Annotated in this window: 11 protein-coding genes; 7 read left to right on the top strand and 4 right to left on the bottom strand. The window is 72.4% G+C overall.

Annotated features, from left to right (window positions below; all coding sequences use genetic code 11):
* Positions 1-865: 865 nt before the first annotated feature.
* From K7C98_RS41235 to K7C98_RS41245, 3 genes are all read left to right on the top strand, one after another.
* The gene (locus tag K7C98_RS41235) at positions 866-1,909 is read left to right on the top strand and encodes a sodium:calcium antiporter (protein WP_224197428.1); all 1,044 of its coding nucleotides are present in this window, start codon (positions 866-868) and stop codon (positions 1,907-1,909) included.
* A gap of 558 nt (positions 1,910-2,467) precedes the next feature.
* The gene (locus K7C98_RS41240; protein WP_224197429.1) at positions 2,468-3,484 is read left to right on the top strand and encodes a sodium:calcium antiporter; all 1,017 of its coding nucleotides are present in this window, start codon (positions 2,468-2,470) and stop codon (positions 3,482-3,484) included.
* Between the two features lie 340 nt (positions 3,485-3,824).
* Positions 3,825-4,715: a universal stress protein gene (locus K7C98_RS41245; protein WP_224197430.1), complete on the top strand. Its 891-nt coding sequence runs from the start codon at positions 3,825-3,827 to the stop codon at positions 4,713-4,715.
* A gap of 460 nt (positions 4,716-5,175) precedes the next feature.
* Here the strand turns inward: K7C98_RS41245 and K7C98_RS41250 are convergent, their stop codons facing one another.
* The 4 genes from K7C98_RS41250 to K7C98_RS41265 all read right to left on the bottom strand — a co-directional run bounded on the left by K7C98_RS41250 (position 5,176) and on the right by K7C98_RS41265 (position 8,905).
* Positions 5,176-6,084 (bottom strand): acyl-CoA dehydrogenase family protein, encoded by a 909-nt coding sequence (locus tag K7C98_RS41250; protein WP_224197431.1) that lies wholly within the window; start codon positions 6,082-6,084, stop codon positions 5,176-5,178.
* Positions 6,085-6,658: 574 nt separating this feature from the next.
* A complete protein-coding gene (locus K7C98_RS41255) occupies positions 6,659-7,666 on the bottom strand; it encodes a mechanosensitive ion channel family protein (protein ID WP_224197432.1) in 1,008 nt (335 codons plus the stop codon).
* A 170-nt stretch (positions 7,667-7,836) separates the two neighbouring features.
* On the bottom strand, positions 7,837-8,346 hold the full coding sequence (locus tag K7C98_RS41260; protein ID WP_224197433.1) for a hypothetical protein: 510 nt from the start codon (positions 8,344-8,346) through the stop codon (positions 7,837-7,839).
* Between the two features lie 376 nt (positions 8,347-8,722).
* A complete protein-coding gene (locus K7C98_RS41265) occupies positions 8,723-8,905 on the bottom strand; it encodes a hypothetical protein (RefSeq protein WP_224197434.1) in 183 nt (60 codons plus the stop codon).
* An 84-nt stretch (positions 8,906-8,989) separates the two neighbouring features.
* Here K7C98_RS41265 and K7C98_RS41270 point away from each other — a divergent pair, with 84 nt between their 5' ends.
* The 4 genes from K7C98_RS41270 to K7C98_RS41285 all read left to right on the top strand — a co-directional run bounded on the left by K7C98_RS41270 (position 8,990) and on the right by K7C98_RS41285 (position 20,311).
* Positions 8,990-9,211, top strand: coding sequence for a hypothetical protein (locus K7C98_RS41270; protein WP_224197435.1), 222 nt, complete (start codon positions 8,990-8,992; stop codon positions 9,209-9,211).
* A 269-nt stretch (positions 9,212-9,480) separates the two neighbouring features.
* Complete coding sequence (locus K7C98_RS41275; protein WP_224197436.1) at positions 9,481-12,594, top strand: HAD family hydrolase; 3,114 nt, start codon at positions 9,481-9,483, stop codon at positions 12,592-12,594.
* Positions 12,591-15,401 carry a cation-translocating P-type ATPase gene (locus tag K7C98_RS41280; RefSeq protein WP_224197437.1) on the top strand — a complete coding sequence of 937 codons (2,811 nt, stop codon included), beginning with the start codon at positions 12,591-12,593 and terminating at the stop codon, positions 15,399-15,401. Before K7C98_RS41275 ends, K7C98_RS41280 begins: the two co-directional genes overlap by 4 nt.
* A gap of 38 nt (positions 15,402-15,439) precedes the next feature.
* Positions 15,440-20,311: a translocation/assembly module TamB gene (locus tag K7C98_RS41285; RefSeq protein WP_224197438.1), complete on the top strand. Its 4,872-nt coding sequence runs from the start codon at positions 15,440-15,442 to the stop codon at positions 20,309-20,311.
* The last annotated feature ends 147 nt before the right edge of the window (positions 20,312-20,458 follow it).

Here is a 20,458-nt window from a genome sequence, read left to right on the forward strand (position 1 = left end):
GGCTCGATCGATCTCCAAGGTACCGAGCCCTGTCCGGCGCGCGGGATCGCGGCTCCGCATGCGAGCAACCATGGCGGCCCCGGGCGCGCGCGAGGTCGCAAACTGTGCAATGAACGGACGAGCGCACGAAATCGCAAGAGAATCACGAGAGATCGGCGCCGCCCGCCCGGCGAGCGCAGCGAGCGGCTGTTCTCGGCTCGCGGCAAGCGCATCGCTGCGGCGAGAGCGGGCGCGGCCGCTCGTCTGGCCGTGAAAGGACGAGTCGATCGGCCGCTCGGAGTGGGCGGGGACCCCTGCGCCGGTACAAGCGCTCGGAGGACGAGCCGGGCCTCGAGGACCGCTCGTCGGCGTTGCCCCGGGCTGTGGATCGCCAGCCACCGGGGATGGGTCGCACTGTTCGTGGGGCTCGTCGTGGCGGCCATCACGGCCGTGCTCGTCGCGCGGCTGGGCTGATCGGCGCCGCTGGTCCGCGCAGTTGTGGCGGTCGAGGCCGTCAGCGCGGCCTCCGCACACGAACCCGCCGCCGCGCGAGAGCGATTCTCGCGGCCCACGTCGACCGTGCGCAGCGCGAATGCTCGATCCGCGGGTGCCCCGGCCCATGCATGGGGCTCGCGCACGGGCACCCGCGCCGAGCGCTCGCCCGGCCGACGCCGCGGCGGGCTCATCGCAAAAGGAGGACATCATGCGGGGATTGTCGTGCCCGTCGTGCTCGCGCTGTCGTTCATCGATCTGCTCTCGGCCTGTCCGTGCGGCCGCGGTCGGAGCCTTGCTGGTGTACGCGGCGTGCTCTCGGATCTTGATGCTTGATGATCGTTCGGAGTGATCGCCCTCTCGCGGCCCCCCGTGACAGCGTCGGTGTATCGGCATGTTCGACTTTTCGGCGTATCCCTTGTGGCTGCTCGTCACCCTGTTCGTCGTCGGCGGCTTGCTCGTGTGGTTCGCGGGGACCCGCCTCGCCCGCCTCGCGGACGCGATCGCGGAGAGGACCGGGGTCGGCCGCGCGTTCATCGGCGCGCTCCTCCTCGGGGGCTTGACCTCGTTGCCGGAGGTCGCCACCAGCGTCACGTCGACGCTCGTCGGCAACGTCCGCCTCGCGGTCAACAACATCCTCGGCGGGGTGGCGATGCAGGTGGCGCTGCTGGCGATCGCCGACGCTGCCGTCCGCGACGTCACCCTCTCGATCGCGTCGAACCTCGCGGTGATCCGCCTGCAGGCCGCGTTGCTGATCCTCGCCCTCATCTTCGTCGCGATGGGGATCGTCGTCGGTGAGCCGGCCGGGTGGTCTGTCGGGCCATGGTCGATGGGCCTGTTCGCGGCGTCGGCCGCGGCGTTCTACGCGATCCGGAAGATCAAGACGCCGGACGACGGGGCCACCTCCGACTCCGGCGCCGACTCCGACGAGACGAGCCCTTCCACTGCGCCGCAGTCGTCGCAGCCGCGGCACCTCGTCCTCAAGACCGTCGTCGCGGGCCTCGTCGTGCTCGTCGCCGGCGCGGTGGTCGGACTGGCGGGTGATGCGCTGGGCCGGCGGACAGGCCTCGGCTCGAGCTTCGTCGGCGTGCTCCTCGTGGCGCTCACGACATCGTTGCCGGAGCTCAGCACGACGGTCGAGGCCGCCCGCCTCGGGCGCTATCAAATGGCGTTCTCCAACGTGCTCGGCACCAACTTCTTCGATATCGCGCTGATCTTCGTCATCGACCTGCTCTGGCGCGAGGGTCCGGCGCTCGACGAGGTCGGCCGCTTCTCCACCGTCGCCGCGCTGCTCGGCGCGGCGCTGACCGGGATCTATCTCCTGACGTTCGCCACCGGTCGCCGCCGGCGAGTCCTGCGCGTCGGCACCGACTCGCTGTTCGTGCTGCTCGTATACGTCGGCGGCATGTTCCTGCTGTACTGGATCCGCGGGTCGTGAGGCGCGCCACCGCCGCCCGAGGCCACGTCCACGGCACGGCTCGAGGGCATGCCGATCCGAGGCGCCGGGCGCTCGCTCCTGCGACGGTGGCTCGGCCAGGCAAGGACGCGTCAGTCGGCCCCGTACTTCATCACTGTGATTGCGTCGGGTGGTCCTCGTCACGGAGCCGCCCGCCGAATCGAGGTCGATCCTCGATGCGGGCAGTTGCGTCGCCACCGCCTCGTCGTGCATCGAGCCGAAACCGCCGTGCAGGCGACCGGCCGGGCGCCGTTGCCGGCTCTTCCGGATCTGCTACGTGCAAAGCAACTCCCGCAGCCCCGAGCCGAAGAGCATGCCTTCCCCCGAATCTCACGACCCCCTTGACGCTTTGAGTCGACCACCCGCGGCTCCGTCACCGGTGCTCCGTCGGTCGTCGCACGTCCGTCCGTCCAGTGCCCTTCCGCCGACCCGGCGCGCTCGTGCCGAGGATGCTGTTCCCGGGCCCGGCCGCGCTCGCGGTCTGCTGCTTCCTCCTCCGCGCGGCCTGAAGATCGGCCGTGCACGTCCCGTGGCAGAGTCATGCTCGCGGTCGTCGTACGATTCGCCGTTTCTGCCCTCGTGATCGTCGTCGCCGGGACGCTGCTCACCCGCCTCGGCGACACGCTCGCGGAGCGGACGGGGTTCGGCCGGGTGCTCGTGGGCGCCGTGCTGCTCGCGCTCGCCACTTCGCTGCCCGAGGTGACGGTCGACGTCCACGCCGCGCGGCTGGGAAACCCCGATCTCGCTGTCGGCGACCTCATGGGCAGCAGCCTCTTCAACCTGCTGATCCTCGCGATCGCCGACCTGCTGCATCGCGCGCCCGCCTCGGGCATGTTCAAGCATTCGGCGGTGATCCACGCGCTGTCGGCGACCGCGAGCATTCTGCTGACCGCGTTGGCGGGCATGGCGATCCTTGCGGGCGGCGTTGCGATCGGCCTCGGGCGCGTCGGTCTCGGCTCGATAGCCATCCTCTGCAGTTATTTGTTCGTCTTGAGGCTGGTCTACCGCGATCAGCGGCTCGACGCCGCCGGGCGGCCGAACACGCCGCGGGACGGGCCGGGCGACGGAGGGGGGTGGGGCAAGCCGCTGCTCGGGTTTTCCGCCTGCGCCGCCGTGATCCTGGTCGCGGCGCCCCACCTGGCCCGCTCGGCGGACGCCATCGCCGAACAGTCCGGCCTCGGCGGCACCTTCGTCGGTACCACCCTGGTGGCGCTGGTCACGTCGCTCCCGGAATTGGTCGCCACGCTGACCGCCGTCCGGATCGGCGCTTTCGCCCTCGCTGCCGGCAATATCTTCGGCAGTAATGCCATCAACATGGTGCTGCTGTTCCCCGTCGAGCTCGCCCACGGCGACCTGCTGTTCCGCAGCGTCTCGCCGGTGCACGCCTTCACCGCGCTCGCTGTCGTGCTCGTCACCGCTGTCGTCGTGATGGGGCAGCTCTACCGGGTCGAATCGCGGCGCATGTTCGTCGAGCCGGACGCGCTCCTCGTCATCACCCTGGTCGTCGGCGCGCTGCTTGCCGTCTACTTCCTGGGCGACATGTCGCAGGTGCGATGAATGGCCGTTTGCCCGGCTCCCCACGTCAGCGCACCGCTCTGCTCGAGGTCGACATGGCGCCCGCGGAGGGGCTCAAGCGCCGAGCGAGTGCGCGAAAGAGCGGAGGGGGATAGCGATCGCGGGCGCCACGCGGGCGGGCGACGGGCGCGCTCCGTGGACTCGGAGTGCGCAGGCCTCCTCGCGCAGCACGAGGCACCCCACCGGACGACCGTGTGAAGCCGCCGCGTCGGCTCCGCACTGGGAATCATCGCCCCGGACCGAGGACTCGAAATCGGAGACGGACCGCGCGGCGAAGGCGCTCCCAACATCGCAGCCCATGGCCGCGTATCATTGCTGCGTCATGGCCGGGTATCAGAAATGGATCGTTGGGGTCGACCTGCGCGAGCGCAGCGACGGAGCAGCGCGCCTCGGCGCCTGGCTGCATCGGCAGTCACCGGACGCGATGCAGCTTGTCGGGATCCACGCGATCGAGGAGGGAGCTCTCGACGAGCACATCCAGTTCGCCGAGCGCGTACGCACCCGCGAACGGCTGCGGGTCGCGGTGGAGCGAGCACTCGAGCAGGCGGGCGTCCGTGCGGCCTTCGCCGGGATCGAGGTCGTCGAGGCGGACGACCCGGTGATGGCGCTGGAAGCGGCGATGCAGGCGGAGGCGGCTCGCGGGATCATCATCGGGCGCCGGGCGGCCGGAGCCGGAACGCAGCGGATCCGGCTCGGCAGCGTGGCTCGCCGGCTGCTGCGGCGGCTCCCCGCGCCGACCTTCGTCGTACCGCCGGATTGGGATGTCGAAGGTCTCGGTGACGGTCCGATCGTCGTCGCCGTCACACTGGCGGAAGCGAGCGTCGGCGCCGTCAAGGTCGCGCAGTCGCTGGGGACGATGACGCGGCGCCCGCTCGAGTTCATCCGGGTCATCCCGACATCCCCAATCTACGCCGCGTTGAGTCCGCCGAGGGAGGGCCGTCTAGAGCGAGAGACGCGGCAGTTGTCCGAGGTCGCGGCCCTGACGCACGCGTGGCTCGCGGAGCAGAAGGCGAGCGGGCACCTCGTCGTCCGCCGCGGCGACGAGGTCGCGGAGATCCTGGCGTTAGCGACCGAGCGTTCGGCGCCCCTTCTCGTGTGCGGCTCGCGGCTGCTGAGTCTCGCCGAGCGTGCGTTCGGGTTCAGCCTGTCGAGCGATCTGGCCGCGCACGCACCGATCCCCGTGCTCGTCGTGCCATCGGATACGGGAGCTTGACCTCGCCGCGAGCCACGGCACCACCGCGAACCCCGACGGCGGGTAGAACAGCGTCACCGGCTCCACCGCTCCGATCGGCGTGTTCGGCCGTCCGGCGGCGTCGAGTCGCTGATCGCGGTAGAGCGGCCGCAAGACGAACAGATAACCGCAGAGGACGGCGAGCGAGCCGGCAGACCGACCTGGCGTCGATCCTGCTGCTCGACGGTAGCTTCGCCGCCCGTCTCGTCGCGCTTGGACGACGCGACGCGCACGCGGCGAAGGATCGGATCCTCGCGTTCTTCGCCTGAGGCGAACGCTCGCGGTGTCGCGCGCGACTGTGTAGAGCTGACGCGACAGCGCGAGCGCCTCGGGGTCGGCGTACACGAGGCCGGAGACGACGCCGTCGAGATCGACGTAGAGGCGCGTTCGACGAGCGTGCGACAGGCGGACTCGAAGACATCGCGTACCGGTCAACTGATCGTCACTCGGCGGCGATCCGGCTGTCGTCGGGCGAGAGGCGGATTGTCCCTTCGGACAGGTCGCGCAGGGCCTCGTTGTCGGCCAGGCCGGACTCGAGCAGGTCGCGGAACTCGCCATCGAGCAGCCTGCGGGCGGTGCTGTAGCGGGCGCTGTCGTCGTTGGAGCGGATCGCGCGGAAGCGGTCCTGGACGCGACGGCGGGTCTGGCGGGCGAACGCGTCGGCGAGCTCGACCGCGGCTGTCCCTTCGGGCAGGCCGGTGCGCTGCAGGGCGGCGGCGCGGGTGACGGCGGCGGTGATGGCGAACAGGTCGGCACCGATGTCGACGCAGCGGAACAGCAGCGCCTGGCGCTCCTCGAGGCTCGCGCCCTTGCCCACCATGAGGTGAAAGATCGCCCGCGACAGGCGGCGGGTGGTCCGCTCGAGCCAGCGGACGTGGCGCGCGAGCTGGCCGAACGCCTGATAGCGCGGCCAGCGGCCCCAGCCCACCCAGCGCGTCGGGTACCAACCGGCGTAGAACAGGACGACCCTCGGCAGGGTGGCCAGCTTCTTCTTGGGCGGCACCTTGGGATCGACCAGCGCGCCGGCGACGGCGAGGTGGCGGTCGAGCGCCTCGCGGGCGATGAAGAGGCGCAAGATCTCCGACGAGCCCTCGAAGATGAGGTTGATCCGGGAGTCGCGCAGCATGCGTTCGACCGGGATCGGCGGCTCGCCGCGGGCCTCGAGCGACTCGGGGGTCTCGTAGCCGCGGCCGCCGCGGATCTGCAGGGTGCGGTCGACGATCTTCCGGCCCTCCTCGCTGTTCCACATCTTGGCGACGGCGGCCTCGAGCCGGATGTCACGGTCGCCCATGTCGGCCATCGCCGAGGCGAGATCGGACAGCGCCTCCATGGCGAAGGTGGTCGCGGCCATGTCGTGGTCGTGGCGCCAATCATCAAGCCGACCAGGACGGCGACCGAGAGGACCCGACGGCCGATGTCGTGGTAACGGCGCCGATGAGCGTGGCGCAGGCCGAAGTCGTTGACGACGAAGTGGGCACCCATGGCCAGGGTGAACAGCGCCAGCCCGCTTGCACCGGGCGTCTCACGATGGAGCAGCAGGTAACCGATGAGCGCGTTGTAGCCGGCGAACGGGCCGACGTGGATCCAGAACACGCCCGGGCCGGCGACGTCGAGGCCGCCGGCGCTCCGGCTGCGGCTGCGCGAACGCGAGACGAGCCGCTCGAGGCCGTAGAAGACGGCGAGCCCGAGAAGAGCGAAGAAGTATACGTGGTCCTCGAGGAGGCCGAGACCGGGCAGCGCCGTGGCCTCGAGCTGCCGCTGGTGGGCGGCCAGTTCGGGCAGGATATGCATGCACACGTAGGCGACCGAGACGCCGCTACCGAACGAGAGCCACCGGCTGCGCGGAATCACGTCGAGGAATCGCAGCCGCCCAGCCATCAGGTGGGTGCACCCCAGCGCGAGGGCGGCGAGGGCCGAGGCCACGATCACGGCGCGGACCTCCGTGAGGGGCGGTGGATCGGCGCCGCGGCCCGCGGGGGGTCCGCGAGCTCGCGGACCGCGAGGTCCAGCCGGCTGGCCTCCGGGACAGGTTTTCCGTCGCCGGCCGGCCAGCCCTCCCGCTGACGCCGGCGATCTCCGTCGGTTTCCTCGGTCTGATCGTGGAACAGGAGCTGGTAGGTGGGGAACGGCAGGTCGACGCCCGCAACGGAGAGGGCCGACTTTATCGCCGCGAGCACGCGACTCTGGACCTCCAGTACGTGGATCTGGCTCGGCGGGTCGGTCCACCACCACACCCGCAGCTGCACCGAATAGGCGGCGAGGTCGACGACGAGGACCTCGGGCGAGGGGTCGGGCAGGACGCCCTCGACCTGCCGCAGCGCGCGGAGGATCGCTGCGCGGGCGGCCGCGATGTCGTCGCTCGGGCCGATGCCGACGTCGTAGGAGGTCCGGCGCTTCTCGAGCGCGGTATTGACAATCACGGCGTCGGTGAAGAGGGTGGTGTTGGGGATGACGACCCGGCGCCCGTCGTAGGTGAGGATCGTGGTCGCGCGCGTCTGGATCGTCTGGACCGTCCCCTCGTGCGGGCCGACGATGATCTGATCGCCGAGCCGGAACGGCTGGGTCAGGAGGATCAGGAGACCGGCGAAGAAGTTCTGCAGTACGTCACGGAAAGCGAAGCCGATCGCTACGGTGCCGATCCCGAGCAGCTCGATCAGGTCGCTGGCGCGGAACGAGGGGACGACGATCGACAGGGCGACGAGCGAGCCGAGGAGGACGAGGCCCCATTGGAACAGCCCGCCGAGGACCAGACCGAGGTTGCCGTGCCGATCGGCGCGTGCTGCGAGGCGCCCTCCGAGGGCTCGCGCCCCGCGGGCGAGGAGCAGGAATACGGCGAAGACGAAGCTCCCGAGGAGCAGGTCCGGCAGGAGAGCGAACGCCGCGTCGAGCATTCGCTGGAGTCTTGCGCCGGCGGTCGAGACGTCGACTAGCATGCTCTGAATTTTGGCGCGATTGCGGCGAGTTCGACGGCGAGCGACACGTGGTCACGCATGGCGAGGCGACACGAAGGTGCGCTGGGCCGGCCGGGGCCGCTCGCGCGGGCCTGCCGCCCCCCGACTTCGGTCGCGGCAGCGAGTCAGCGTAGATGCTGAGCAGGGGCCGGTCATGGGGGGGTGGCGACGGTGCGGGCCACCTGAGCGCAGTTGAGCTCGCATGTTGCACGATCGGTCGGCCGGACGTCCTTGTCTGCGTAACACCCTGCAATACAGGTATCGAGGCGCTCGAGCACAGCGGGCGGTGGCGGCGATGCTGCCTGGGCCGCGGTCGCCTTGCACGATCTGGCGCACTCGTCGGGAGCCCCCTCGGCGCCCTGGCAGCGGCCCAGACAGCGGGCGACGCGAGCGATCGCGTCGTCCTCGGGGACGGTGGCGCGGGCTGCGGCGCCGTATGCTGTGTCGCAGTTGAGCCGGCAAGTCTCGCGATTGGTCGGGATCGTCTCCGTTTTTTCGCAGGAGTTCAGACACTCGGAGAGGCTGGCGAAGCGGCCCTCCGACGCCTCGACCCGGGCCGGGGGGGAAGCGCCCTTCTTCACCTCGCCTTCTGGGACGGACTTCTGCGGATCGCACGCGACGGCGAGCGCGAGCGTGAGGACGACAATCGCAGCTTGATTCATGATTCGAACCTTCCTTTGTTGGATGACGAATTCAACGAGAAGCTATACTCACCTGTCGCTCGCAGCGAGCCCGTCCGAATGATGAGCCTGGGGAATCGACAGCCGATCGGTCGGCAGCTCGAGCAGCAGGAGCCGGTCGCGCGCGCCCACGACGGCCGTGAGGGGCAGCGCGAGGGGGGGGCGCGGACTGATACGGCCGCGCCAGCCTGAGCACGCGGGTGACGGCTGCCTCGGCGACCTGGATCTGCATCTGGCGCACGCGCCTAGGTATGGCTCGACGCCGTACGCTCGCCATTGTGTCTCCCGGCAGGCGCTCAGCCGTCATCCGGCCGAGCGCCGCGCCCGCGGCCGCACGGACCCGTGAATGAAGTGGCCGTCAGGCGTGCATCACGACCGAGGTGAACACGAGCAGGCTCGTCATCGACCAGATCTCGGCCATGTCGGTGCGCTGCCGGGCGAGCCCGGCGTAGAACACGGCTGCGACGCCGATCGGCCCGGCGCAGCACTCGCCCCGCGGCGAGCCCGACGAGGGCTCCGCGAGCTCGCGGACCGCGAGCAAATTCGACCTGCTGCGATTGAATCAGGGGCGGGCCGTCGTATGCTCGCTGATGGCGAATCATCGCATGCACCAGGGGAGGAGCGTATGGCAGCGACATTGCGACCGGGTGCAGGGGAGTCGCACGACCCGCTGACGCCCCGGCCCGACGACCCCAGGATCGGCCGCTGGTGGTGGGCGCGTCGGCTTTACGCGCGCGGCGAGGGCGAGCGGCCGTTGTTCTTCCGCTGGCCCGTGCTGCTCGCCGCGGCCATGCTTTTGCTGGGATTGGCAGCGCTCGCGGTCTTCTCGCTGATCTGGCCGCAGTGACGAGGTCGCTGCGAGCGCTCCCCCCGCCTGTGTACGACGAACATTCACGAGGGACGACGAAGGCCGCCACATCGTCCGGGCGTCGCCCGCGTCTCCGCGGCTTCGCGGGGTCCTGCCGGCCCAATGCGGTCGAGTCCAACGGACGTTCGGCGGTAGGACCGATTCGCCCGTCGGGGTTCTTGTGCTTCGCTCGAGCGGTGCGAAGGAGCGCTCCTGGATTCGCGGATCCTCGCAATGGCGGACGTCCCAGCCGCTCGCCCGCGGAGGGCGTGGCGGCCGCGATTCTCGATGTCGACGGCGTACTCACGCGCACGGCGGCTCAACACGAGCGGGCCTGGAGGCAGCTGTTCGACGCGGAGCTGCAGCGCCGCGGCGACCCGCGGCCGTTCACCTCGGCGGACTACCGGGCGTACGTCGACGGGAAGCCGCGCGTCGACGGCCTGCGCGACTTCCTTGCGGCGCGTGGGATCGCCGTGTCGACGGACGAGGCCGAGGCGCTGGCCGCGAGCAAGGACCGGAGCTTCCGCGCGCTGCTGGCCCATGAGGGCGTCGAAGTCTTCGGCGACGCGACGCGTCGGGTGCGGGCGTGGCGGCGCGCCGGTATCCCGGTGGCGTTCGTGTCGGCGAGCCGCAACGCCGCGGCCGTGCTCCGGGCCGGCGGCCTCGAGCATTTATGCGACACCCGCGTCGATGGGCGCGCGGCGCTCGATCTGGGTCTCCACGGGAAGGCCGGGCTGTTGCGGGAGGCGGCGCGACGGCTCGGGGTGGAGCCGGGACGCGCGCTCGTCGTCGAGGACTCGGTCGCGGGCATCGCGGCGGCCGTCGACGAGGGCTTCGGCATGGTGGTCGGGGTCGCCCGCGAGGGCGGCGCCGAGGCGCTGCGCGAGCACGGAGCCGACCTCGTCGTGCGCTCCCTCGACGAACTCGCCGAACTCGCCCTGGCCGGCGGTCCGGTCGGCGAGAGCCCCGCGTGGCAGCTGGAGTATGCCGGCTGGGAGCCGGCCGAGCAGCGCCTGCGTGAGTCGCTGTGCACGCTCGGCAACGGCCGGTTCGGGACGCGAGGCGCACTCGAGGAGGCGCGCGCCGACGTCTCGCATGACCCCGGCACATACCTCTCCGGGGGGTACGACCGGCTCGCGTCGGAGGTGCTCGGGCGGCCTATGGTCCACGAGGATCTTGTTAACTGGCCGAACTGGCTGCGGATCTCCTTCCGTCCCGGTGGCGGCTCCTGGCTGTCGCTCGATGCTGTCGAGGTGCTCGCGCACACGGTCACGCTCGACTTTCGCCGCGGCGAGCTGGCCCGGCGCACGCGGGTGCGCGACGGCGAGGGTCGCACGAGCGAGCTCGTGAGCCGCCGTTTCGTCAGCATGCACGACCCAGACGTGGCGGCGATCCGGTGGGAGCTGGTTCCGCTCGACTGGTCGGGTCCGCTCGAGATCCGCTCCGGCCTCGACGGCGCGGTCAAGAACGACAACGTCGCCCGCTACCGTCCGCTGCGCGGCGACCACCTCGTCGTCGAGGCGAGCGGGCACGCGGGCGAGGTGATGTGGCTGCTCGCGCGCACCCGACAATCGCAGCTGCGTCTGGCGCAGGTCGCCCGCACCGTCCTCGAGGACGGCCTCGGCGGCTCGGAGGTCGTCCGTACCCATCAGGACCTCGACGACTGTGTCTTTCAAGTGTTCGCGCTCGACGCGGTCCAGGGCCGTCCGGTCGCGCTCGAGAAAGTGGTGACGCTGGTCGAATCGCGCGATCCGGCGACGTCCGAGCCGCTCGCCGACGGGCGGGTCCGCATCGCTCAGGCGCCCGGCTTCGACGCGTTGTTCACGGCGCACGTGCGGGCGTGGTCGCGGCTGTGGCGCCGCTTCGACATCGACCTCGGGGTCGGGCACGAGGAGACCAACCGGCTGCTCCGTCTCCACCTGTTTCACCTGCTGCAGGTCGCCTCGCCCCACGTGATCGACCGCGACGTCGGAGTGCCCGCCCGAGGCCTCCACGGCGAGGCCTATCGCGGTCACATCTTCTGGGACGAGCTGTTCATCTTCCCGCTCCTGAATTACGGCGCCCCCGAGTTGACGCGCGCGCTGCTGATGTACCGCTGTCGCCGCCTCGACGCCGCGCGTCGTCGGGCCCGCGCGCTCGGCCACGCCGGCGCGGCGTTCCCGTGGCAGAGCGGCTCGTCCGGCCGCGAGGAGACGCCCACCGCCTACCTGAACCCGCGCTCCGGCCGCTGGATCGTCGACGACACCGAGCTGCAGCACCACATCAACGCCGCGGTCGCATGGAACATCTGGGAGTACTACGAGGTGACCGGTGACGCGATGTGGCTCGCGCGTCACGGCGCCGAGGTGCTGGTCGAGATCGCGCGGTTCTGGGCCAGCATTGCCGCGTGGGATCCGGCGCTCGCCCGCTACCGGATCCGCGGGGTCGTCGGGCCTGACGAGTTCCACACTGCGTATCCTGGCGCAGCGAGGGTCGGGCTCGACGACAACGCCTACACCAATGTGATGGCCGCGTGGTGCCTGCGCACCGCGGAACGAGCGCTGGGTGAGCTGGACGGCGAGCGCCGCGAGGAGCTGCTCGACGAGCTGGGCGTCGACGAGGTCGATCGGCGCCGCTGGCAGGAGGTCGCGATGCGGCTTCACGTCCCGTTCCTCGGCGGGCACATCATCAGCCAGTTCGCGGGCTACGAGGAGCTGCGCGAGCTCGACTGGGACGGCTACCGAGCGCGCTACGGCGACGTCCACCGCCTCGACCTGATCCTCGAGGCGGAGGGCGACTCGCCCAATCATTACAAGGCGAGCAAGCAGGCCGACGTGCTGATGCTCTTCTACCTGTTCGGCGCCGACGAGCTGATCGGGTTGCTCGCGTCGATGGGCCATACCTTCGAGGCGGAGTGGATCGCCGAAAACATCGATTATTACCTGCGTCGCACCTCGCACGGCTCGACCCTGTCGCGGCTCGTCCACGCCTGGGTGCTCGCACGCAGCGACCGCGCGCGCTCGTTCACGTTGTGCCGCGAGACGCTCCGCTCGGACATCGACGACATCCAGGGCGGGACGACGCCCGAGGGCATCCACCTCGGCGCCATGGCCGGCGCCGTCGACCTCATCAAGCGGGGTTATACCGGCGTGAGCGTGCGCGACGGCACGCTGTGGCTCGACCCCCGGCTCCCCGATGCGCTGTCCGGCTTGCGCACGCGCTTCTGGGTCCGCGGCGCCTTGCTCGACGTCCACATCACGCAGCGCGCCGTCGAGGTCGAGTACGTCGGCGGTAGCGCGCCGGAGGCCCGCGTGGGCGTGGCCGGCCAGGTCTGCATCGTGCCGCGGGGGCAATGGCGTCGGTTCGGCCTGACCGGGGACGAGCGGGGAGGGACGCCCGCGTGACGGCGCCGCGAGACGACTCCAGGCTCGCCGAGGTCCGAGCCGGCGCGCCGGCGCGCTGGCACGACTTGGAGACTGCGCAGGCGCTCGCCGCCCTCGGCAGCGACGCGGCCGTGGGGCTGGCGCCGGAGCAGGCGGAGCGCCGCCTCGCCGAGTACGGCGAGAACGTGATTCAGCGCGGCGAGACGGTCTCGTGGCTCGCGCTCCTCGCCGCGCAGTTCCGCAGCGTCCCCGTGTACCTGCTCCTCGGCGCGGCCGCGCTGTCGCTCGGCGTCGGGCTGCTGCCGGGCCGCGAACCGCAGTACACCGAGGCGCTGCTGATCGTCGTGCTCGTGCTCGCCAACGCGGGGTTCGGGTTCTTCCAGGACTTCCGCGCCGAGCGGGCGATGGAGGCGCTGCGCGAGCTGTCGACCCCCGAAGCGACCGTCATCCGCGGCGGCGAGCGGACGCGGCTGCCAGCGACGAGGCTGGTGCCGGGCGACGTCATCCTGCTCGAGGAGGGCGACCGGGTCCCGGCGGACGCGCGCGTACTCGCGGCCCAGAGCCTCGAGACGGTCGAGGCGGCGCTGACCGGCGAGAGCGGCAAGCTCGCCAAGGAATCAACGCCTGTCCCCGAGGACATATCCCTGGCCGAGCGGACCAGCATGGTGTTCATGAACACCGACGTCGTGCGCGGCCGCGGCAAGGCGCTGGTGGTGGCCACGGGGATGCGCTCCGAGGTCGGGGCGATCGCGCGGGAGATCCAGCGACCCGACGCCCGTCACACGCCGTTCCAGGACGAGGTCGACCGCCTCGGCAGACGCCTCGGATTCGCCGCCGGGCTCGTGATCGTCGTCGTCGCCGCGGCGACCTGGTGGCTGACGGCGGCCGGACCGGTGACGACGTTGATGCTGGCGATCACGCTGGCCGTGGCGGTGGTGCCGGAGGGCTTGCCGGCGATCGTGACGCTCGCGCTGGCCATCGGCGCGCGCAAGCTCTCGACCCAGCGGGCGCTCGTCCGCCGCCTCGCCGTCGTCGAGAGCCTCGGGTCGATCGATGTGATCGTCACCGACAAGACCGGGACGCTGACCGAGAATCGCATGACCGTGCGGCGGCTGTGGTTCGCCGGCGCGGTCTACGAGGTCGCGCAGGCGGGCGACGGCATGGAGCTGCGGCGCGACGGCGAGCCCGTCGAGCCGGCGCGCGTGGCCCCGTTGCTGCGGTGCGGCGCGATCGCCAACGACGCCGAGCTGGGCGGGGCCGACGGACGCGGGCCGTCCGGCGATCCGACCGAGGTCGCGCTGCGGGTCGTCGCCGAGCGACTCGGGGTCCGACCGGAGGTCGAGCGCTTGCACGAGGTCGCGTTCTCGTCGGAGCGCAAGCGCATGACCGTGGTCGTCGCCGGCGAGCCGCGGCGCGCCTTCATGAAGGGCGCCCCGGAGACGCTGCTGCAGCGCTGCAACCGCGTGCTGGTCGACGGCGAGGCGCGACCGCTCGACGAGGCGACGCGGGCCGAGCTCACCCGATCGATCGAGGCCTTCGCCGAGGACGCGCTGCGCGTGCTCGCTTGCTCGTACAAGGAGGTCGCCGAGCACGAGCTCGCGGACGAGGCGGCGCTCGAGTCGAACCACGTGTTCCTCGGCCTCCAGGGGATGCTCGACCCGCCGCGCCCCGAGGTCCGCGCGGCGGTCGAGGACTGCCGCGCCGCCGGTATCCGCGTCATCATGCTGACCGGCGACAACGCCGTGACCGCCAGGGCGATCGCCGCCCAGCTCGGGTTCGAGTCGGCGCGGGCGGCGACCGGCAAGGATGTCGACGCGCTCCCGGACGCGGCCCTCGCCGACCTGCTGGCGGCGACGGACGTGTTCGCGCGCGTGTCGCCGAGCCACAAGCTGAAGCTGCTGCGGACGCTGCAGGCGCAGGGCCATCGCGTCGCCATGACCGGAGACGGGGTCAACGACGCGCCGGCGCTCCGCCACGCCGACGTCGGCGTGGCCATGGGTCAGCGCGGGACGGACGTCGCCAAGGAGGCCGCGGACATGGTGCTGCAGGACGACGACTTCGTGACGCTCCGCGACGCGATAGCGCAGGGCCGCGGGACCTTCGACAACATCCAGAAGTTCGTCGCGTTCCTGCTGTCGGCCAACGTCGGCGAGGTCCTCATCGTGCTCGTCGGCGTGATCCTCGGCAGCGCTCTGTTCCCCGACGCCTTCGCCGGTCAGCCCGAGGCGCTGGTCCTGACCCCGGTCATGCTGCTCTGGGTCAACGTCGTGACCGACGGCCTGCCTGCGCTGGCCCTCGGCGTCGACCCGCGGGTGCCCGGCATCATGAAGCGCCGGCCTCGACCGCGCGGGCGCGGCGTCCTCGACCGGCGCGTCGCCGCCTACGCAGTGGGCATCGGCGTCGCCCTCACGGCCGCGGGCCTGCCGGTGTTCTTCACCACCCTCGGCGCCGGCCACGGTCTCGCGCGCGCGCAGACCCAGCTGTTCTCGCTCCTGGTGCTCGGCGAGCTGACGGTCCTCCAGGTCATCCGCGCCGGATTCGGCCAGCGCGCGCTGTCGAACCTTTGGCTGCTCGCCGCCGTGGCCGTCAGCCTCGCGCTGCAGCTCGCCGTCCTGTACACGCCGCTCGCGCAGGCGTTCGGGCTCGTGCGGCTGGACGGCGCCGCCTGGACCCCGGTCCTGCTCGCGCTCGCGGCGCTCGTCGCCGTCACGGCCGTGCTCGGGCAGCTGATCGAGGGCGCCAGGGGACCGGCAGCGCCAGCCGCGAGGGAGACGGCGGCTCGGCCGGGACAAACGACGGGACCGGAGGTCGAGCGCGCGCGCGTCTGAATGCCCACAGCGCGGCGGTGCACGAGGGGGCCGATGTCATGGGAAAGCGCAGGCGATGGGTCCGCAAGCTGCTGCTCGCGCTCGGGGCGGTCGTCCTCCTCGTCCTGCTCGTCCTCGGCTTCGCGCTCGCGACCACCTCCGGCCTCCGGCTGGTGCTCGCGCTCGGCGTGCCGCTGTACGAGCGGCGGATCGCCGGGGCGATCAGCGTCGAGGGGGCAGAGGGGCGCCTGCTCGGCCGCTTTACCCTGCGCGGGGTCGTCCTGTCCGACCGGGCCGGACGTGCGCTCGTCACGGCCGAGGCGATCGCGGTCGAATGGTCGCCGTGGGCGCTCCTCGGTGGGGAGGTCCGCGTCGACGCGCTCCGTGTCGAGCGTCCACACGTCCACCTCGTCGGCGACGACGCCGGCGGCTTCGCAGATCTCGCGCCGCCCGGGCCAGATGTCCCCGAGGACAGGTCTGCGCCGCCGGGCCCGGACTTGCCGCTCGCGCTCGACGTCACCATGCGTGTGCGCGACGGGGTGATTCACGGTGCCGACGGCGTGCGGCTGGCCGAGGCGATCGAGCTCGACGCGCGGCTGCGCGGGAGCGGCCGCGCGGCGCTCGTCGATGTCATGCACGGGAGCGCCCGGGTGAACGGCGCGCCGCCGATCCGCGAGCTCCGGCTGCGCGCGCGCTGGGCCTCGCCGGTGGCGGCGCTCGACGCGTCGTGGGTCCGGTTCGACGGCGCTGAGCTGTTCGTGCCGGAGGCGCGGTTCGACGTGCGCCGGCTGCGTGGCTGGGCCCGGCTGCGCGCGGCAGCGGCAGTCCCCGTCGTCGCCGGGCTCTTGCCGTCCACGGCCGGCGAGACGTTGCGCCGGCTCGGCTCGCGCGTGGAGCTCGAGGCCGCCGCGGAAGGTGACCCCGAGGACATGTGGGCCGAGGCGCAGGTCCGCACCGCGAACGCCGAGCTGACGCTGACGGGCACCGGGGCGTGGCACGAGACGCCGCGGGCCGACGTGAGCGCGGTCGTCGACGCCGATCTGGGGCCGTGGACCGACGGCCTCGTCGGCCGGGTGCGCCCGACGCTGTCGCTGCGGCTGCGCGAGCGCGACGAAGCCCGCCTGGACCTCGCGGGCGAGCTCCGCTGCGCCGCCTGCGACGGGCTGGGCGAGGTGTCGCTGGCGGTCGATGGCGTCCTCGAGCGCCACGCCAGGATCCTGTCCCTCGAGACATCCATGTCGCTCGCGGGGATGTCGGCGTCGGCCGAGGTCCGCGCCGCCAGCGACCGGCTGTACGCGCTCGAGTGGCGGCTGGAGGCGCCCGCACTCGCGCGCACGGCGACGATCGCTCGCCGCTTCTTCCCGACCGTGCCGGCCGTCCGCGGCGCCCTCACCGGTAGGGGCGCGTGCGCCGGCTCGCCCGTCCGCTGTCACGCCGCGCTCGAGCTGCGCCGCCTCGCCGCGGCGGGCGTCTCGGTCGGGCACGCGCGGGTCGACATCGATGTCCTCGGGGACATGTCGCAAGGGGCACTCGCGGTGGCGGCCCGCGATGTGCGGCAGGGACGGCGAAGCCTTGAGCGCGCCGAACTCGCGCTCGCCGTGGTCGCCGCCGGCACCGAGCCTGTCCCGACTCCGCTCGGGGTCGAGCTCCCGCCGCTGCGCGCTCGGCTGCGCGCCGCCGCGTCCGACGGGCGAGCCGGGGCCGGAGAGCGAGCCCGCGTCGATCTGTCCGTGACGACAGGTCGAGCAGTCGGCGTCGACCTCGACGCGCTCGAGCTCGAGGTGGGGCGCACCCGGATCGCCCTCGAGCAGCCGGCGCGCGCGCTGCTACGGGCGCGGAGCCTGGAGGTCGATCGACTGCGCCTCGCGGTGGGAGGAGGACGGGTCGCGCTTCACGGCATCGCCGACCTCGACGGCCCCAGCGACCTCCGCCTCGACGTCGACGACGTCCGGCTCGCCTCGCTCGAGCCGCTCGCGCCGGGTTTACGCCCGGCCGGGCTCGCCTCGGCGGACGTGTACTTGCGCGGGCGGCCGGAATCGTTGACGTTCCGCGCCGATCTCGGGGTCCGCGGCGCCGGCCTGCGCGGCCTGGCGATCGGCGACATCGGCCTGGCCGCGAGTCTCGCCGACGATCGGGCGTCCGTCGCGGCCGGCCTGCGCGGCCCGCTCGCCCGCCGTGCCGCGCTCCGGGCGGAGTTTCCCCTGCGGTTGAACCTGTCCCGTGGGGCATGGTCGATCGGCGACGAGGGGGCACGCGCGCTGCTGCAGGTCGAGGCGCTGCAACTGCGCCGGCTCACCCGCTGGATCCCCGGGCTGCAGGCGGGCGGGCGCGTCGACGGCGTCCTGCGCTACGACGGCGACGACCGGGTGGCGCTCACCGGCGCCTGGCGCGGGCACGGCCTCTCCCTCGCCGAGGTCCCGCTCGGCCGCCTCGAGCTGTCCCTCGCCCAGCGCGACGAGCGGCTGCGCGGCCGCGCCACGCTCGTGCGCGCTGGCGGCCGGGCCCGGCTGGAATTCGCGCTCCCCGTCGCGCTCGACGTGCCGCACGCGACCGTCGCATGGCGACGCGAGCAGGAGCATCGCGCGTCGCTGCGGGTCGAGGAGCTCGACCTGGCGGCGCAGCTCGACTCCGTCCTGGCGCACCACCACCTCGACGGGCGGGTGAGCGCCGCGGCCGAGCTGTCGGGGCCGGCGACGGCGCCGGAGATCGAGGCGCGGGCGCGGGTCAAGGGGCTGCGGATCGGCGACATGTCCTTCGGGACATATCGCATGAGCGCCGCCGCGGGGGCGGGCGGCACGACGATCGAGCTCGGGGGCGAGGGTCCCGTGGGCCGCCTGGCGCTGCAGGGCTTCGCCCCGATCCACGTCGGGGTGGGTCGTCGGGTCTGGCGTCCTGATGGGTGGTACGCGCTCGAGCTCGATGTGCAAGGGTTCGACCTGGCCGCGCTGCGCGCCCTCGCCGGCCTGGAGGTCGACGGCCGCACGGAGGTCCACCTGCGCCTCGTGGGCCCGGGAGAGGCCCCGCAGGCGCTCGGAGCCGTCGTCGTCGACGACCTCGCGTACGAGGGCGCGCCGCTCGGCAACCTCCGGGCCGACCTCGCGCTGCGCGACGGCACGGCGACGCTGACGGGCCAGGGGCGAGTGGGCCGCTGCGGGGAGCTCTACCTCGACGCCCGCGCGCCGCTCGACGTCGATCTCGACGCCCCTGCGGTGGCGTGGGGGGCGAGCGGCCCGAGCTCGCTGCACCTCGACCTCACCGGCGTCGACCCCTCGCTGTTCGATTCGGTCGACGCCCTGCCGCGCGACACGCTGGCCGACCTCGACCTCCACGCCCGTGTCGACATCGATCGCGAGCAACTGCGGGCGCACGCCTCGCTCACCGGCGCGCTCGGGCGCCCCGGGCTCGGTACCACGCCCGTCGCGCTGCGGCTCGACGTCGACGACTTCGGGCAGCGACTGCGCGGTGACTTCGGCTGGCGTGACGGCGCGCCGTCGCTCGCGCTCGCGCTCGACGCCGACGCGGCGATCCCCGCGGTGCGCCGCGGGCAGGCCGAGCTGCTGTCGACCCCGATCCACGGCGCGTTGCAGGCCCGTGGGACCGATCTGCGCTACCTGAGCGGGCTCCTCCCCGACGCGCTCCACGACCTCCGCGGGCTGCTCGACGCCGACCTCGCCATCGACGGCAAGATCGCCGGCCCGGTCGTCCGCGGCGAGGCGCACCTGCGTGACGGGGCGGTCACCGTTGTGGCGCTCCAGCAGCGCTTCCAGGACGTCGTCGCCGACCTTCGCGCCGCCGACCGTGAGCTTCGCGTCGATCGCCTGGTTGCCACGAGCGGCGAGGGGCGCATCCAGGCGACCGGCTCGGCGACCTTGCCGGCGAAAGGGGGGCTCGTCGGAGCGGGCAGGCTGAGCCTGAAGGACTTCCCGGTGGTGCGCCCGGGCTGGCCGCAGATGACCGTCGACGCGCGGGCGAAGGCCGACCTCGTGGTTCGTCCGGACGAGCTCTCGGTCGGGATCCGGGTCGCGGGCGCGGAGGTCTGGGTGTCCGACCTGACCACGCCTGCGCCGGCCCCGATCCCCGAGAACGAGAACGTCACGATCGTGTCCGGGCCGTTCGACGCGTTTCATCCCGCCGACGAGCACGAGGCCGCGGCGGGCCTCGCTTCGGCGTCCGAGGCGGACGGGGAGCGCGATCTGTCGTTCAGCGTCGAGCTCGCCCAGCCGATGCACATTCAGGGCCCCTCGATGGACATGCGCTGGTCGGGCCGGGTCCGCTCCCGGAGCGAGGACGGCGAGTCGCGCGTCAGCGGCCAGCTTCGCGCCGACCGCGGGCGCTTCGAGCTGCTGGGCACGATGTTCCGGATCGAGCAAGGCCGGGTGTTCTTGCCGGAAGGAGGCGATCGGCTCGATCCGTTCCTCGACCTGATCGCCGAAGCACGGACGCCGCAGGCGGACGTCACGGTGACGCTCCGGGGGCGTCTCAGCCGGCCCGAGCTGCACCTGCGCTCGCAGCCGCCGCTGACGGAGCCGCAGATCTTCTCGCTCCTCGTCAGCGGCAGCGCCGACAGCAACGAGACCGACCCGAGGAAGGCGCAGGCCAGCGCGGCGGGCCTGCTCGTCAACTTCAGCAACCCGACGCTGGCCCGCTTCGCCGAGAGCCGCCTCGGCATCGACCGCATCAAGCTCGGCTTCGCAGCCGACATCACGCAGCCGGTGCTCACGGTGGGGAAGCACCTGTCGAAGTCGATCTACGTCGAGACCACGTACCATCACAACGCCCCGCCGCGACAGAACCGCATCGAGGCGCAGGTCGAGTACCGCTTCGCGCCCGGCTGGTCGGTCGAGACGTTCTTCGGCGACGCCGCTGTGGGCGGCCTCGACGTGTTCTGGCGCCACCGCTTCGGCCGCCCCCGCCGCGCGCCGCCGCCATGAGCAGCCCGGTCGCATCGCTCCCGGCCCGCCCGCGACGCTGCGAGAGCCCGAGCTGGGCGGCCCCGCCGTCGCCCCCGCGTTGCCTTGCCTGGGCGAGCAACGGCGCTATGACGCCACACCATGTCGGCCCGCATCGCGCGGTCGACT

This window comes from Nannocystis pusilla, from assembly GCF_020073745.1.
In the GTDB taxonomy this organism is placed as follows: domain Bacteria; phylum Myxococcota_A; class Polyangia; order Nannocystales; family Nannocystaceae; genus Nannocystis; species Nannocystis radixulma.